We start from the raw sequence: 14,562 nt of genomic DNA, 5'->3' as shown, positions 1-14,562 counted from the left end.
CAGTCGAGGAGGAGACCCGTGCTGGATGCGGTCGACACCGTGCTCGTCCGCGAACTCCAGCGGGACGGCAGGGCCACTTTCCAGGCCCTGGCCGACCGCGTGGGGCTGTCTCGGACGGCGGTGCGGGCCCGAGTGCAGCACCTGCTGGAGACGCAGGTCGTGCGGGTCGTCGGCATCGTGCATTCGGCGGTGGTGGGCACCCAGGCGGTCGGTCATGTGTCGATCACCGTGGACGGGTCGGCCCGGCAGGCCGCCGAGAGCATCGCCGCGCGCCCATGCGTCAGCTTCGCCGCGCTCACCGCCGGGCCGTGCGATCTGGTGGCGCAGGTGCGCACCCGCGACGATGAGGCCCTGGCCGCGGAGGTGGACCAGCTGCGGGCCATCGCGGGCGTGCGGTCGGCCGAGGTGTTCCGCTCGGTGGCCACCGTGCGGGACGCCTACTCGGTGGTGCGCGAGCTCGGTGACATCGCGCTCGACGACATCGACTGGCGCCTGCTGCAGGAGCTGCAGCGCGACGGCCGCGCCCCCTACACCCGGCTGGCGCAGATCATCGGCCTGTCGCAGGCCGCGACGCGGGCCCGGGTGGTGCGGCTGATGCGCTCGGGGGTGATCCAGGTGACCGGGCTGGCCGACCCGCTGGCGCTCGGCGCCGCCGAGCTCGGCGGGTTCGGGGTGGTCGTCGACACCGGAGGCGTGCGCAAGGTGGCCGAGGCGGTGGCCGCCCAGCCGGGGGTGCGCTATGTGGCCGCCGGGTTCGGCCGTTACGACATCGTGGGGCTGGCCGAGGCGTCCTCCCGCGAGGAGCTGGTGAACATCCTGGACGCCATCCGGGCGGTGCCCGGGGCGACGGTCCGGGACTCCTGGCACCACCTGGAGGTCATCAAGGAGTCCTACGCCGCCGAGCTGCCCGACAAGCCCCAGGAGGCGGGCCGGGCGGCGGGCTGAGGGCCGGTCACCGGCGAGACAGCGCGAGCTCCTCCAGATCAAGTTCGGTCAGCACCCGCTCCAGGACCTCATCGTCGATGCGGCGTTCATCGCGCATGCGGACGAACGCCTCCCGTTCGGCCGCCAGCATCTCCCGGCGCAGCCGCCGGTAGGCGCCGGTGGGGACTTCGGCGCCGTCGGGTCCGGCGGCCCCGCCCAGCCGTTCCCAGGCGCTGAGCCGCCGGTGCTCGACCAGGTCGCGCAATTGCCGCACGACCCGTTCGTCGAGGCGGTCGCGCTCTTGCTCCACCAGCGCCTCCAGCCGCCGCAGCGCGGCGTTGGCGGCGATGTGCTGGGCCTCCGCCTCGGACACCGCGTCGGTGCGGCGTTCGTCTTCGTCGTTGACGCCCAGCCGCCGGATCAGCGCCGGGAACGTCATGCCCTGCAGCAGCAGCGTGCCCAGCACGGTGGTGAACGTCAGGAACAAGATCAGGTGCCGTTCGGGGAACGGCGCACCGCCCGCCGTGTTCGTGGGGATGGCGAACGCGGCGGCCAGCGACACCACTCCTCGCATGCCCGCCCACGACACCACCGTCATCTCCCGCCACATCGGCCGCCGGGGCCGTCCGCCGGCTGCGCGCCGGCGCAGGAGCGGCAGGTGCGGCGCCCGCGCCGTGGCGAACACCCACAGAAAACGCGTGGCCACCACCACGCCGAACACCGTCGCCGCCCACCACAGCAGGCTGAAGGGGCTTCGTTCGGACAGGCCCGCCATCACCGCCGGCAGCTGCAGCCCGATCAGCAGGAAGACCACGCTCTCCAGGATGAAGATCGTCACTTTCCAGAACGCCTGGCCGATCACCCGGGTCGAGGCCGGCGACCTGGCGAAGCGGTGCCCCAGGTACAGCCCGCTGACCACCACCGCGATCACCCCGGAGGCGTGCACCGCCTCGGCGACCAGGTAGGCGGCGAACGGAGCCAGCACCGCCACCGCGTTCTCGGCCACCGGGTCGCGCAGCCGGGTGCGCAGCCACTGCAGCGGCGGTCCGGCCGCCAGCCCGATGGCGGCGCCGCCCAGCGCCGCATACAGGAACTCCCAGCCGCCGCTCAGCAGCGTGAAGCCCTCCCCGGCCGTCGCGGCGACCGCCACCCGGAAGGCCGTCAGCGCGGTGGCGTCGTTGAACAGGCTCTCCCCGACCAGCACGGTGACCACCCGGCGCGGCAGGCCCAGCCGTTTGGCCACGCTCACCGCCGCGACCGCATCCGGCGGCGCCACGATCGCGCCCAGCACGAACGCGGCCGGCAGCGGCATGGCCGGGACGATCAGGTAGACGGCGTATCCCACCGTCACGGTGGTGAACAGCACCAGCCCGACCGCCAGGTAGCCGATGGCCCGGCCGCTGTCGCGCAGGTTGGGCAGGGAACTCTCCCAGGCCGCCGAGAACAGCAGCGGCGGCAGGAACGCGAACAGCACGAACTCCGGGTCCAGGGCGAACTCCGGGATCCCGGGCGGCAGCGCCATCACCAGCCCGGCGGCCACCAGCGCCAGCGGAGAGGGCATCCCCGCCCGGCGGGCGGCGGTCGCCACCCCCACCGCCACGACGGGCACCGCCAGCAGCCACAGCGCGTGTGTCGCGTTCATCGTCTCCTCCGGCCCCGGTTGCCGCCATAGCGGGGGACACGGAAGGAACATCCCCTCGGGCTAGAGGTGTTCCCGCACCCGGCCCTCGCCGCGGCGCTCGCGGGCGTCCTCCTTGGCGAAGGCCAGGAAGTCGCGGACCACCGGCGGCAGCCGCCGGTGGGCGTGCACCAGGCCGATCGTCCGGCTCAGCGGCGGGGTGAAGGAACGCACCACCAGCCCTTGGGTGTCCTCCAGCCGGCCGCGGTACCACAGCAGGGAGCCGGCTCCCTGGCGCACCTGCTCCAGCCAGGAGTCCTGGTCGTCGGTCTCCACGGCCGGCACCGGGGTGACGCCGATCCGGGCCAGCAGGGCGTCCAGCCCGGCGCGGTGCGGGCCGCCCCGGGCCGGCAGCACCAGCCGCATGCCGTCCAGCGCCGCCGGCGCCAGCGGCTCGCGCACCTTCAGTCCCGGCGGGGAGACCAGCACCAGTTCGCGGTGCTCCAGGGGATGGACGGCCAGGTCGGAGGGGACCGGCAGGTCGGTCAGGGCCACCTCGGCCCGCCCGGTCCGCACGACCGACGTCAGCGCCTCCCGCCCGCCGCAGCGCACCACCCGCACCCGGACGGCCGGCTGGTCGCGGGCGAAGCGGGGCAGCAGCCGGCCGGTCAGCTCGGCCTCCAGTGCCGCGGTGGTGGCCACCCGCAGCTCGGCGCCGCGCCCGTCGGGGCGGGTGACCGCCAGCGCCTCGATGGCCTCCACGGCCGCCAAGGCGATCCGGGCATGGTGGACCACCTGCTCGCCGACGGGGGTCAGCACCACACCGCGCCCGGAGCGGGCGAACAGCTCCACCCCCAGTTCGCGTTCCAGTTCGCGGACGGCCCGCGAGAGCGCGGGCTGGGCGACGTAAAGCGCCGCGGCCGCCGACGTCATGGTCCCGTGGTCGGCGGTCGCCACGACGTAGCGCAGCTGCCGCAGATTCATGCCAAGACCGTATGGCAATGAACCGATGCGGTCTTGGACATAGTCGGAATCGGGTTTGGCAGCCGCCCTGCTCACCGGGCCGGCACCTTGCCGGGAGCGCTCCCAGGCCCGCGGCACAAGCGGACAGACGGCGAGATAAGGGCATTGAGCTCACTCAGGCGACGGCTCTGTGAAGACCGCGCAAGGCCTCGCGCAACATTTCCGCGTGGCCGATAGAGGACGCGTAGTCGGCCAGGGCCGCGCACAGGAACACCGCCAGCGTCCGCGCCCGCAGCTCGCCCTCCCCCTTCAGCGCCCTCTCCGTCGACGGCCCGTAGGCCGCCAGCAGCGCCGCCCGGGCCGTCCCGTTGAAGGCGCTGTAGGCCACCGACAGGTCCACCGCGGGATCGGCCAGGCACACATCGCCCCAGTCGATGACGCCGCAGGCCCGGCCGTCGGGATCGACCAGCAGGTGACGCGGGTGCAGGTCGCCGTGGCACACCACGGGCTCGGCCCGCGACGCCCCCGCCTGCGCGCCCTTGCCCAGCAGCGCCGCCATGGCCTCGGCGGTGGGCGCCGCGGGCTTCCACAGGCCGCGTCCGGCCAGCCGGTCCAGCAGCTTACGGGCCAGGGGCGCCCGCACGGACGGATCCCCCCGGCGGAAGGGGTCGTGCGGCAGCGCCGCGCCGACCCGTCCGACCAGGCGGGGGTCGTGCAGCGCCCGCAGGAATTCCCCCAGCGCGGCCGCCGCCGCCACCCGCCGCCGTTCGGGCAGCCCGCAGGTCATCAGCTCCCGTCCGGGCAGATGCCGCGCGCCCCAAAACGGCCAGGGGTAGCCGCCGGCCGGGCGGCCGGTCAGCTCCGGGACGGGGACGGCCAGCGGCAGGCGCGGCGCCAGCTTAGGCAGCAGCGCCATCTCGCGTTCCGTCCCCGCCAGCGCCACCGCCCGGCGCGGGAAACGGAACACCCACTGCTCGCCCACCAGGAACACCGTGTTGTCCCAGCCGGAGGCCAGCTCGCGAACCGGGGCGCCGGCCAGGGCGGGGAACTGGGCGTGCACCAGGGCGGCGGCCTGAGCGGTGTCCACGGCGTGCTCGGCGTCCCACCCGGCCGGAGCAGTGGCCGTACCGCTCATCGGGACCTGCTTTCAAAGGGAGGAAGCAAAGGGGAACACAGGTTATCCGACGGCCGGGAAACGAAGCGGCGGCCTGCCGTCGGACGCGGGGCGACCTCCGAAGAGGCCACCCGTGGTGTCCTGTGCGGCATGCCGCCGTGGCCTTGCTGCAAGCACCGAAGGCAGCCGCGGCCGGGCCCGCCGGCCGTTCCGGCGTGCTCAGGCCGGTCCGCCGCCCCTTACACGATCCGCTCGTCCACAAAGCACCACCGCCAGTCCTCACCCGGCTGAAAGGAGCGGATGACCGGGTGGCCGGTGGCGGCGAAGTGCCCGGAGGCGTGCCGTCGCGGCGAGGAGTCGCAGCAGCCGACGTGGCCGCAGGTCAGGCACAGCCGCAGGTGCACCCACCGGGTGCCCTCGGCCAGGCACTCCTCGCAGCCCTGCGGCGTGCGCGGCTCGACCTGCGGAACCGGCAGGTCGCGGACGTGCTCGCAGCCGTTCATATACGGCATCCTCGCACGGTGCCGGTCCGCCTTGGGGCGGCGGGGTCACCAGTGCTCGGGGCTGAACGGCTCGTCCTCGGGACGGGGGGAGTTCGACAGCAGCCGCAGGTCGGACTCCACCATCATCGTCACCAGCTCCTCGAAACCGACCCGCGGTTCCCAGCCGAGCTGCTCGCGGGCCTTCTTGGGGTCGGCGCACAGCAGGTCGACCTCGGCCGGGCGGGTGTAGCGGGGGTCCAGCACCACGTAGTCCCGCCAGTTGAGCCCCACGCTGCTGAAGGCCAGCTCCACCAGGTCGCGCACGGACTGGGTGCGGCCGGTGCCGATCACGAAGTCCTCGGGCTTGTCCTGGGACATCATCATGTGCATGGCGCGGGCGTAGTCGCCGGCGAAGCCCCAGTCGCGCCGCGCCTCCAGGTTGCCCATGCGCAGTTCCTTGGCCAGCCCCAGCTTGATGCGGGCCACTCCCAGCGACACCTTGCGGGTGACGAACTCCGCCCCCCGGCGCGGTGACTCGTGGTTGAACAGGATGCCGCTGACGGCGAACATCCCGTAGGACTCGCGGTAGTTCTGGGTGATGTAGTGGCCGTATGTCTTGGCGACCCCGTAGGGGCTGCGGGGATGGAACGGGGTCTTTTCGTTCTGCGGGGTTTCCCGCACCATCCCGAACATCTCTGAGGAGGAGGCCTGGTAGAAGCGGATCTGCCCAGAACCCGGGGTGCGGGACTGGGTGACCCCGGACACCACCCGGATCGCCTCCAGCATGCGCAGCACGCCCATCCCGGTCACCTCGGCGGTCAGCTCCGCCTGCTGCCAGGACATGGGGACGTAGGAGATCGCGCCCAGGTTGTAGACCTCATCGGGCTGAACCCGTTCTACCGCCGAGATCAGGCTGCCCTGGTCCAGCAGGTCACCGGTGGTGATGTGGACGTCCTTGATGTGCTTGCGAAGACGCGCCACATGCGGGTTGGCTTGACCGCGGACCATGCCCCAGACCTCATACCCCTGCTCCAGCAGGTGCTCGGCGAGGTAGGAACCGTCCTGCCCGGTGATACCGGTGATGAGCGCTCGCTTGGACAGCGGAACCTCCCTGGCCGATATGGGTGGTCATCGGGCTGTTTACTCGATGGTGGACTGAAGTACGAGATTAGCGATCAATGTCCAGTGCTGACGAGTCCTGTCCACCATAAACCGAATCCTCTTCGGTGCTCTCCCGGAGGGTGGGCCCGTGACCAGGGCCGCCCCCGCGACCGGCTAGGCTGTGAGCCGCTATGAGGGTGCCGTCATGCCGCCGGTGAGCGGTCCCGCGGGGGCCGTGGTGATCAACGGCCGTCCGCTCGGCCGGTTCGCGATCATGGCGGTGGTCAACCGCACCCCCGACTCCTTCTTCGACCGCGGAGCCACCTACGAGTTCCGGGCCGCGCTGGCGGCGGTGGACCGGGCGGTCGCCGAGGGCGCCGACATCATCGACATCGGCGGGGTCAAGGCCGGCCCCGGCGCCGAGGTGGACGTGGCCGAGGAGCTGCGCCGGGTGGTGGACGTGGTGGCCGCCGTCCGCGAACGCCACCCCCACGTGGTGATCAGCGTGGACACCTGGCGGGCCGAGGTCGGCCGGGCCGTCGCCGAGGCCGGCGCGGACCTGCTCAACGACACCTGGGGCGGGGTGGACCCCGAGCTGGCCGAGGTCGCCGCCGAGCACCGCCTGGGACTGGTGTGCGCGCACGCCGGAGGGCTGCGGCCGCGCACCCGCCCGCACCGCGTCGGCTACGACGACGTGGTGGCCGACGTGATCGCGCACGTCACCGCCGAGGCCGAACGCGCCGTGGCGCTCGGCGTGCCCCCGGAGGGCATCCTCATCGACCCCGCCCACGACTTCGGCAAGAACACCCGCCACTCCCTGGAGATCACCCGGCGGCTGGGCGAGCTGGTGGCCACCGGCTGGCCGGTGCTGGTCGCGGTCTCCAACAAGGACTTCATCGGGGAGACCCTCGGCCGCCCGGTGCAAAAACGCGGCGTGGGCACCACCGCGGTGCTGGCGGTGTCGGCCTGGCTGGGGGCCCGGGTGTTCCGCGTCCACGACGTGGCCGCCGCCCGCCGGGCGCTGCGGGCCGTCGAGGCCCTGGCCGGGCAGGCGCCCGCGCCGCGGGCGCGGCCGTGACCTGGGCCCGGCCTCAGCGCGGCGCGGCCTCGCGCCGCCTGGCCCGGTAGGCCGCCACGTGCATCCGGTTGCCGCAGGTGCGGCTGTCGCAGTAGCGGCGGCAGCGGTTGCGGGACAGGTCCACCAGCACCCGCGAGCAGCCGGGCGCCTCACAGACGCGCAGCCGGCCCAGCTCACCGGTCACCACCACGCAGGCCAGCGCCATGCCGCCGTCGGCGGCCAGATGCTCGGCCACCGGAGCGCCGGGGGCGAAGAAATGCACATGCCAGTCATGGCCGTCGTGGTCGGTCAGGTGCGGGGTGGTGCGCACCTCTCCCACGATGCCGTTGATCAGCTCCACCGCCCCGGCCACGTCGGGGGCGTGGAAGACGGCCCGGAACCGGGCGCGCAGCGCCCGCACCCGCAGCAGGTCCTCGCCGGTCGGCTCCGGGACGTCACTGAAGTTGTGGCGCTCGATGAAGGCCCGCAGCGCCGCCACATCGGGCAGCCCCTCCTCGCCGCAGCTGTCGGGGGCCGTGTTGACCAGGTCCACCACGGTGCCGAGCGCGTGCTCGGTGTCATGAGTGAAGATCACATCATCTCCAGTCTCCCGGCCGGCGGTCCCACCTCCGGCGGGCCGGACGGAACATCCGGCCCGCCCGATCATGCGGCACGGACCTGCCGGAGGCCCCCAAGCCCCGCCGGTCTGCTCCGGCGAGCCGCCGTCAGGGCCTGCGGCACGGCCCCGGCGGGCCTTTTCAGCGCGAATACAGCGGGTCGGCGACCACCGGATAGAAGGAGCCGGGATGCTGGACCCGCATCACCATCGCCGTCCCGTCCAGCACGTAGTCGGCCTTGACCGGACGGAACATCGAGTCGCAGGCCCAAGGGTTGTAAAAGCGTCCCACCGTGGCCCCGTAGCGCAGATGCACCACGTCGTAGCTGCCCGACGGCATGGCCTCCAGGCCCAAGCCGTCGGCCAGGCTGAGGGGGAAGCGGAACTCCGTGGGCGCGTCCGGACCGTGCAGCACCGTCAGCAGCCGCACCCCCGTGGAGGTGGTCTGCGCGACGATGTCGGTGTCCACCTCCACCCCGACGAAGACCCGCAGGCTCGGCCGCAGCACCGTGGGCAGCTGGTCGCCGCCCGAGCAGTCGATGCCGATGTGGATGCGCTGCCCGTCCCTGGTCGGCGCCCATACGCCGTCACGCGTGCGCTGGCCCCAGCTGACGTCCGGGTTCTCCAGCTCCTGGGGTTCGTGCTTGCCCCGGGCCACGAGGACCCGTGACACGGCGTTCATCGCCGCCGCGGCCCCGTCTTGCGCGTGCCTCATGGCGGGCCCTCGCCTCCTGTGTCATTCATCACGCTCTGTCGTGCCGCTGTTTTCATTTATCACGGCCACGCCCGGCACGACCTGTTTTGAGGGATATTCAGGTGTTTCTGTCATATGCGCCGTGCGATTTGGGACCTTACACCACCCGCCCGCCGGAGCCGGGGGCACGTCCCGATCGTTATCGCCTCCGCGAGATCACCGGGAGGACCACCGCCGAGCGGTGCGCGGGGCCGTGCAGCACCTCCTGGTCGGCCGGCAGCAGCCGGACGGCCTCGCCCAGCGGCTCCCCGGTGCCCGGGTTGCGGGCGAAGCGGGGGAAGGCACCGCCGCTGACCTGCACCCGGACCCGGTGACCGGCCCGGAAGCGGTAGGCGGTCGGCCACAGCTCCACCCGCACCGAGCGCACCCCGTCGGCGTCGGCGGGGAAGCGCCCCGGGGTCACCCGCTGCAGCCCGTCGCAGACGTTGAGCGAACGGCCCCGGGGATCGACGTCGCAGACCCGCACGAACACATCGGTGTGGGCCCGGCTGGAGCGCAGCTCGATCCGGGCGCTCACCGGGCCGATCACCTCCAGCGGGGCGGCCAGCGGGGCAGAGGTGAAGACCAGCACGTCCGGCCGGGCCTCCAGGGCGGCGTTGTCCTTGCGCCCGGCGGCCTTGCCGTCCAGCAGCGGCCCGCCCACCGCCGGCGTGGGATCGGCCGGGTCGTAGCGGAAGCGGCTGGCGGACTCGGTGGCGGGGGAGTGCGGCGCCAGGGCGCCGCCCGGCTGCAGATACCAGTGCTGCGCCTGGGCGCCCGGCGGCGGCCAGCAGGGATAGTCCCGCCACTCCTCGGCGCCCTGGACGTACAGGCGCACCGGTTCGGCCCGCAGCGCCCGGCGGTCACCGGTCACATGGGCGCGGAACCACACCAGCGCCTCGTTCATCGCCGCGCCCAGCGCCGCCCGGTCCGAGTGCACCCACGGCCCGATCGTCAAATGCGGCTCGCGCCCGGCCGCCCGCAGCGCCGCATAGTCCTCCAGCTGCGATACCAGGAACAGGTCGTGCCATCCGGCCACCATCGACACCGGCGCCTGCACCCGCCCCACCCGGGCGCGGTGATCGCGCTCGGGCTCCCAATAGGGATGCCCCCGCTCGGTGGCCGTCAGCCACTGCTGGAACCACTCCACCCGCCGCCCGGTGGCCAGCCTGTCGGCCTCCGACAGCGGCAGGTGCCCCATCGCCGCCAGCACCCGCCGCCGCCCCCACAGCCGGTGCCGCAGCGCCTGCAGCGGGCCGTCCTGCCGGGCGGCCATCAGCGCCGTCCAGCTGAGCGTGCCGCGCAGCGTATAGGAGTCGCCCAGATAGGTCTGGTCGCGGAACTGGGAGGCCGTCAGCAGCGGCACCATGGCGGTGATGCGGTCCCCGGCGTCCGGCGCCATCGCCCACTGCGCATACCCCAGGTAGCTGGGGCCGAAGGTGAGCAGGTTCCCCGCGAACCACGGCTGCTTTTCGATCCACTCCAGCGTGGCCAGGCCGTCGGCCCGGTCGTGCCCGAACGGGTCGAACCGCCCGCCCGAGCCCCCGGTGCCCCGGCAGGACTGCACCAGCACCTGGTAGCCCCGCTCGGCGAACGGCCGGCACAGTCCCGCACCCGTCAGCCCGCCCCGCCCGTAGGGGGTGCGGATCAGGATCGTCGGCGCGCCCGGCACCCGCCGCGGGGCGTACCGGTCGGCCAGCAGCACCACGCCGTCGGGCATCGGCACCCGCAGCCCCTGTTGGACCTGGACGTCACGGGTCAGCGCGGGCGGCAGCCCCAGCACCCGCTCGGCGATCCGGCTCAGCAGCGCCATGCCGACACCATAGATGATCAAGGTCTCCGGAAAACGCGTTGCATCCGGCCGGGGAATGACGCATCGTTATAATCATCCGAACGCGAAGGGGTGAGCCACCGGTTAGGCGGCTGGTCTCCAAAACCAGCGGAAAGCAGGTTCGACTCCTGCCACCCCTGCCGATTCAGGAATATTTTCGTGGGACCGTGGTGTCAACGGGAACACGCCTGCCCTGCAAGCAGGAGTTGAGGGTTCGAGTCCCTCCGGCTCCACCAGGCCGCGCCCCCTGTCCGGCCCTGTGATCAGGGAAGATGTGGGACGTTCCGGACGGGACTCGGCGGTTTCCGCCTGAAAAGAATGGGGCGCGCTCCCCGCCGTCGATGATGCGGCGGCACTTCAAAAGCAAAGCGAGAATCACTTTTCAGTGTCGCGCCTGAACGTTCGAGCCCCGGCCGCAATGGAATTTTCGGGCCTGTCGTCTCCCCGTGGCCGGAATGCACGGGAGCGGCGGCGCGGTCTGAGCGCACGCCGCCGGGAAAACCACGTCACGTCACAAGCGAGCCGGGCCGTCCGGCGACGGCCTCTTCCACGCCACGGGACGAACCCGGTGACATGGAACCCCACCGCCGTGGGCCGGTACGCGACGCCGTTGGCGCGTACCGGTCCACGGCGGTGCGCAGAGAACCTCCCCCCGAAACGTGCGGGACACCGGGACCTGGTCCGCGTGCGGATCGAAGAGAGGTTCCGTCTCCAGCGCCCCGGCGGCGCGGCTCAGACCACCGCGGGCTGCGGGCCGGTCAGGGCGGGCTGCGGCGCGGTCACCTCCTCCAGCACCTCCGACAGCCGGTCCAGGGAGCGGGCGATCCACGGCAGGCCCGCCGGGTCGGGCGCGTGCAGGGCCTGCAGTCGCTGCTCCTCGCTCTCCCCGTACAGCAGGGAGGTGGCCACGCGCAGCCGCAGCGCGGTGTCCGGCTCGCCGAACGCGCTGCCCGGCAGCGTTCCCACCCCATGGCCCTCCAGCAGCAGCTCGGCCAGCTCGGGGCCGGTGCGCACGCCGCGGTCGGCCAGCGGGCCGGCCAGCGGCGAAAAGTCCGGATACAGGTAGAAGGACGCCTGCGGCTGCGGCACCCGGCAGCCGGCCGCGGCGAAGCGGGCGGCGACCGCGCGGGCCACCGCGGCGTGCAGGCGGCGGCTGCGGTCGACGTGCTCGGTCAGCTCCGGCGGCTCGCTGAAGGCGTAGGCGGCGGCGTGCTGGACGGGCGCCGGCGCGCACGACCAGATCTCGCTGCCGATGCCCAGCAGCTCGGCGCGCAGCCGGTGGCCGAGCGGGCTGTCGGGCAGGCGGGCCACGCCCAGCCGCCAGCCCCCGGCCGCCAGGTGCTTGCTCAGCGCGGTGGTGATCACCGTCCGTTCCGGGGCGAACAGCGCCGGGGAGGACACCGCGACGGCCGGGTCGTGCACCAGGTCGCGGTAGATCTCATCGGAGATGATCAGCAGGTCCAGTTCCCGGGCCGCCCGGCACAGCCGCCGCACGGTCGGCTCCCCGGCCAGCCGTCCGGTGGGGTTGTCCGGCAGGGTCACCACCACCGAGCGGACCCGGCGTCCGGCGCGGCGGGCCCTGGCGACCTCCTCGGCCAGCAGGTCCGGGTCGGGCACTCCGCCCTCGTCGGGCGGGGTGGGCACCGGCAGCGCTCCGGCGCCGGTCAGCGCCGCCTGCGCCGCGTAGCTGACCCAGCTGGGGCACGGCAGCGCCACCTCGCCGCCGAGCGCCAGCAGCAGCCCGAACAAAAGCGCCTTGCTGCCGGGCCCGGCCACCACGAGCTCCGGATCGGTGGGCAGGCCCCGGCGCGTCCAGTAGCCGGCCGCCGCCGCCCGCAGCTCGGGCGAGCCGGCCACCGGCCCGTAGGAGTTGCGGCCGGCGGCCTTCGCCAGCTCCCGCGTCAGCGCGGGGTGCAAGGGCAGGCCGGCCTCGCCGAAGCCCAGCGGCAGCACCGCGACCCCCTCACGCCGCTTGCGCTCGATCGTCTCGTTGACGGCGAGGGTGGCGGAGATCCCGGTGCGCCCGGAAGACGGTTCGGAAGATGCAGATCCCGTGCGATCAGGAAAGGGCATGACTGCTCCAAGGCATGACGGGACGGAGGCTCGGTGCAGGAAGGCCCCCGTCGAACCCATTGCAGCGGGTCCGGGAACCATCGTTCACTCCCGTGGAGCATCATCACAAGCGAGTCTTCTCGAGGGAGAGCATAAGATTTTCTTATGCTCGATCTGCGCAGGCTGCGGCTGCTGTGCGAGTTCTCCCGCCGGGGCAGCATCGCGGCCACCGCCGCCGCCCTGGGCTACACCCCCTCGGCGGTCTCCCAGCAGCTGGCCACCTTGGAACGGGAGGCCGGCACCGCGCTGCTGGACCGCACTGCGCGCAGCGCCGAGCTCACCGACGCCGGCCGCCGCCTGGTGCGGCGCGCCGAGGAGATCTTGAACCTGGTGGAGGCCGCCGAGGCCGAGCTGTCGGCCGAGTCCGGCATCCCCTCCGGCCGGGTGGTCATGACCGCCTTCCCCACCGCCGCCGTCGCCTTCGCCCCCGCCATCGCCCGCAGCCTGGCCGACCACTCCCAGCTGACCTTCGTGCTGCGGCAGAGCGGAACCGGCGCGGGCCTGACCCAGGTGCAGTCGGGGGAGGCCGACATCGCACTGGTCGACGACTGGACCGGGACGCTGGTCGACCAGGCCCCGGCCACCTTGCAGTTCTTCCACCTGCGGCACGATCCGCTGGTACTGGTGCTGCCGCCCTGGCACCCGATGGCCGACCCCGCCGAGCCGCTGGACCTGCAGGAGCTGCGGGACGAGCCGTGGATGGCCGCCCCGCCCGGCGAGCCGTCCCGCCAGGCGGTGGACCGGCTGCTGGAGAGCGTGGGCGGAGCGCCGTCGGTGGCCTGGGAGTTCGAAGGTCTGCACACGCTGGTGAACCTGGTGGCCCGGGGCATCGGCATCGCGGCGATGCCCGCCCTGGCGCTGGTGGGCGTGGGCGCCTCGGTCGGGGTGCGGGAGATCCCCGACTCCTCGCTGGCCCGCCAGGTCTACGCGGTCGCCCGCGCCTCCAGCGTGCGGCGCCCGGCGGTGGCGGTGGCCCTGCGGGCGATCTACGCGGCGGCCCAGGAACCGCTGTCCCGCCCTCGCTGAGCCGACTCGGCCTCGTCCGCCTGGACGAAGCCGAGCCTGCGGCAGCCGAACCGGCCTTGCCGCTCCCGCGACCGGGGGACGGCGCAGGCGCGCGGGAAACCCTCGCTCGGCGGAGCCGGTGAACCAGGGCACGTCCGCCGCCCGAACCGGCAAGACGGGAGGGCGGCGGTGACGGCGGACTATACGCAGGCGGGAGAAGTGGGCGGATTCGGCGTGAATGGCGAAGATCATCGCGTACGGTGGTGCGGACTCCTCACGCAACCTTCCCGGCCGACTCGGGGACCTGCCGCACCATGCCTGAGACCGATCAGCGGACCGCAAGGCCGACCGTCCGCCCGCCGCACGGCTTCGAACTGCCCCCGCTGACCGTGATGCTGCGGTGCGCGCTGCCGCGTTTCATCGAGGGCGTCATCGCCCCGGTCGCCGTCTTCTACGCCGCGTTCGTCCTGCTCGGGCTGAACGGCGGCCTGGTGGCGGCGGTGCTGTGGGTCTACGGCGGCATCGCCTGGCGCAAGGTCCGCGGACACCCGGTGCCCGGCATGCTGCTGCTGGCCGCCCTCGGCGTGACGGTCCGCGCCGCGCTGGCCGCGGCCACCGGCAGCCCGGTGGTGTACTTCCTGCAGCCCACCTTGGGGACGCTGCTGGTCAGCATGACCTTCCTGGCCTCGGTGCCGCTCAACCGGCCGCTGGCGCAAAAGATCGCCACCGACATGGTGCCGATGCCGGAGGCGTTCTTGCGGCAGGAGCGGGTGCGCCGCTTCTTCCTGCGGATCTCGCTGCTGTGGGCGCTGGTGTTCGCCGCCAACGCCGCGATCAGCCTGTGGGTGCTGTTCCACGAGTCGATCGGCACCTACCTGTGGGTGCGCACCGGGCTGGTGACGGCCCTGGGCGCGGCCGCGGCGGGGGTCTCGATCCTGGGCTTCAACCGCTGCCTGCGGCATGTCGGCGCGGCCCCGGCCGCGCTCTGAGCGGCACGGGCCGTTTC

At 73.2% G+C, this 14,562-nt stretch carries 13 protein-coding genes and 2 tRNA genes; 6 read left to right on the top strand and 9 right to left on the bottom strand.

The annotated features are described in order from the left end of the window. Positions 1-18: 18 nt before the first annotated feature. Positions 19-945, top strand: a complete 927-nt coding sequence (locus TCUR_RS12965) for an Lrp/AsnC family transcriptional regulator (RefSeq protein WP_012852965.1) — start codon at positions 19-21, stop codon at positions 943-945. Between the two features lie 7 nt (positions 946-952). Here TCUR_RS12965 and TCUR_RS12960 read toward each other — a convergent pair whose 3' ends face one another. The 5 genes from TCUR_RS12960 to gmd form a co-directional block, all read right to left on the bottom strand. After that, complete coding sequence (locus tag TCUR_RS12960) at positions 953-2,566, bottom strand: Na+/H+ antiporter (protein WP_012852964.1); 1,614 nt, start codon at positions 2,564-2,566, stop codon at positions 953-955. Between the two features lie 60 nt (positions 2,567-2,626). Next, on the bottom strand, positions 2,627-3,526 hold the full coding sequence (locus TCUR_RS12955; RefSeq protein WP_012852963.1) for a LysR family transcriptional regulator: 900 nt from the start codon (positions 3,524-3,526) through the stop codon (positions 2,627-2,629). A 154-nt stretch (positions 3,527-3,680) separates the two neighbouring features. Then, entirely contained in the window at positions 3,681-4,640 is a 960-nt protein-coding gene (locus TCUR_RS12950) for a phosphotransferase (RefSeq protein WP_012852962.1), read from the bottom strand. Between the two features lie 218 nt (positions 4,641-4,858). Beyond that, complete coding sequence (locus tag TCUR_RS12945; protein WP_012852961.1) at positions 4,859-5,122, bottom strand: ubiquitin carboxyl-terminal hydrolase 14; 264 nt, start codon at positions 5,120-5,122, stop codon at positions 4,859-4,861. A gap of 45 nt (positions 5,123-5,167) precedes the next feature. Continuing rightward, a complete protein-coding gene (gene gmd / locus TCUR_RS12940; RefSeq protein ID WP_012852960.1) occupies positions 5,168-6,202 on the bottom strand; it encodes a GDP-mannose 4,6-dehydratase in 1,035 nt (344 codons plus the stop codon). A 205-nt stretch (positions 6,203-6,407) separates the two neighbouring features. Between gmd and folP the strand changes: the two genes are divergently transcribed. Then, positions 6,408-7,280, top strand: a complete 873-nt coding sequence (folP, locus tag TCUR_RS12935; RefSeq protein ID WP_012852959.1) for a dihydropteroate synthase — start codon at positions 6,408-6,410, stop codon at positions 7,278-7,280. Between the two features lie 13 nt (positions 7,281-7,293). On the opposite strand, the gene TCUR_RS12930 is transcribed toward folP, so the two are convergent. The 3 genes from TCUR_RS12930 to TCUR_RS12920 all read right to left on the bottom strand — a co-directional run bounded on the left by TCUR_RS12930 (position 7,294) and on the right by TCUR_RS12920 (position 10,421). After that, positions 7,294-7,854 (bottom strand): CGNR zinc finger domain-containing protein, encoded by a 561-nt coding sequence (locus TCUR_RS12930; protein WP_012852958.1) that lies wholly within the window; start codon positions 7,852-7,854, stop codon positions 7,294-7,296. Between the two features lie 163 nt (positions 7,855-8,017). Further along, on the bottom strand, positions 8,018-8,590 hold the full coding sequence (locus TCUR_RS12925; RefSeq protein ID WP_012852957.1) for a hypothetical protein: 573 nt from the start codon (positions 8,588-8,590) through the stop codon (positions 8,018-8,020). Positions 8,591-8,768: 178 nt separating this feature from the next. Continuing rightward, positions 8,769-10,421 (bottom strand): CocE/NonD family hydrolase, encoded by a 1,653-nt coding sequence (locus TCUR_RS12920; RefSeq protein WP_012852956.1) that lies wholly within the window; start codon positions 10,419-10,421, stop codon positions 8,769-8,771. Between the two features lie 86 nt (positions 10,422-10,507). Between TCUR_RS12920 and TCUR_RS26505 the strand changes: the two genes are divergently transcribed. Further along, positions 10,508-10,579 (top strand) — tRNA-Trp (locus TCUR_RS26505). A 21-nt stretch (positions 10,580-10,600) separates the two neighbouring features. Then, positions 10,601-10,675 (top strand) — tRNA-Ala (locus tag TCUR_RS12915). A gap of 496 nt (positions 10,676-11,171) precedes the next feature. Here TCUR_RS12915 and TCUR_RS12910 read toward each other — a convergent pair. Continuing rightward, positions 11,172-12,512 carry a pyridoxal phosphate-dependent aminotransferase gene (locus TCUR_RS12910; protein ID WP_012852955.1) on the bottom strand — a complete coding sequence of 447 codons (1,341 nt, stop codon included), beginning with the start codon at positions 12,510-12,512 and terminating at the stop codon, positions 11,172-11,174. Positions 12,513-12,656: 144 nt separating this feature from the next. Between TCUR_RS12910 and TCUR_RS12905 the strand changes: the two genes are divergently transcribed. Next, entirely contained in the window at positions 12,657-13,577 is a 921-nt protein-coding gene (locus tag TCUR_RS12905) for a LysR family transcriptional regulator (RefSeq protein WP_012852954.1), read from the top strand. 293 nt (positions 13,578-13,870) lie between these two features. Further along, a complete protein-coding gene (locus tag TCUR_RS12900) occupies positions 13,871-14,545 on the top strand; it encodes a VC0807 family protein (RefSeq protein WP_012852953.1) in 675 nt (224 codons plus the stop codon). Positions 14,546-14,562: the final 17 nt, after the last annotated feature.

The sequence above is a fragment of the Thermomonospora curvata DSM 43183 genome (assembly GCF_000024385.1).
GTDB classification, from domain to species: domain Bacteria; phylum Actinomycetota; class Actinomycetes; order Streptosporangiales; family Streptosporangiaceae; genus Thermomonospora; species Thermomonospora curvata.
Note: the sequence above shows the minus strand (reverse complement) of the source record. Positions and strands in the feature narration are given on the sequence as shown.

Bases quoted from the DNA above. Each gene is read 5' to 3' on its own strand.
- TCUR_RS12925 (WP_012852957.1), bottom strand. From the start codon at position 8,590: ATGAGGCACGCGCAAGACGGGGCCGCGGCGGCGATGAACGCCGTGTCA.
- TCUR_RS12920 (WP_012852956.1), bottom strand. From the start codon at position 10,421: ATGGCGCTGCTGAGCCGGATCGCCGAGCGGGTGCTGGGGCTGCCGCCC.
- TCUR_RS12960 (WP_012852964.1), bottom strand. From the start codon at position 2,566: ATGAACGCGACACACGCGCTGTGGCTGCTGGCGGTGCCCGTCGTGGCG.
- TCUR_RS12950 (WP_012852962.1), bottom strand. From the start codon at position 4,640: ATGAGCGGTACGGCCACTGCTCCGGCCGGGTGGGACGCCGAGCACGCC.
- TCUR_RS12955 (WP_012852963.1), bottom strand. From the start codon at position 3,526: ATGAATCTGCGGCAGCTGCGCTACGTCGTGGCGACCGCCGACCACGGG.
- folP (WP_012852959.1), top strand. From the start codon at position 6,408: ATGCCGCCGGTGAGCGGTCCCGCGGGGGCCGTGGTGATCAACGGCCGT.
- TCUR_RS12900 (WP_012852953.1), top strand. From the start codon at position 13,871: ATGCCTGAGACCGATCAGCGGACCGCAAGGCCGACCGTCCGCCCGCCG.
- TCUR_RS12910 (WP_012852955.1), bottom strand. From the start codon at position 12,512: ATGCCCTTTCCTGATCGCACGGGATCTGCATCTTCCGAACCGTCTTCC.
- TCUR_RS12945 (WP_012852961.1), bottom strand. From the start codon at position 5,122: ATGAACGGCTGCGAGCACGTCCGCGACCTGCCGGTTCCGCAGGTCGAG.
- TCUR_RS12905 (WP_012852954.1), top strand. From the start codon at position 12,657: ATGCTCGATCTGCGCAGGCTGCGGCTGCTGTGCGAGTTCTCCCGCCGG.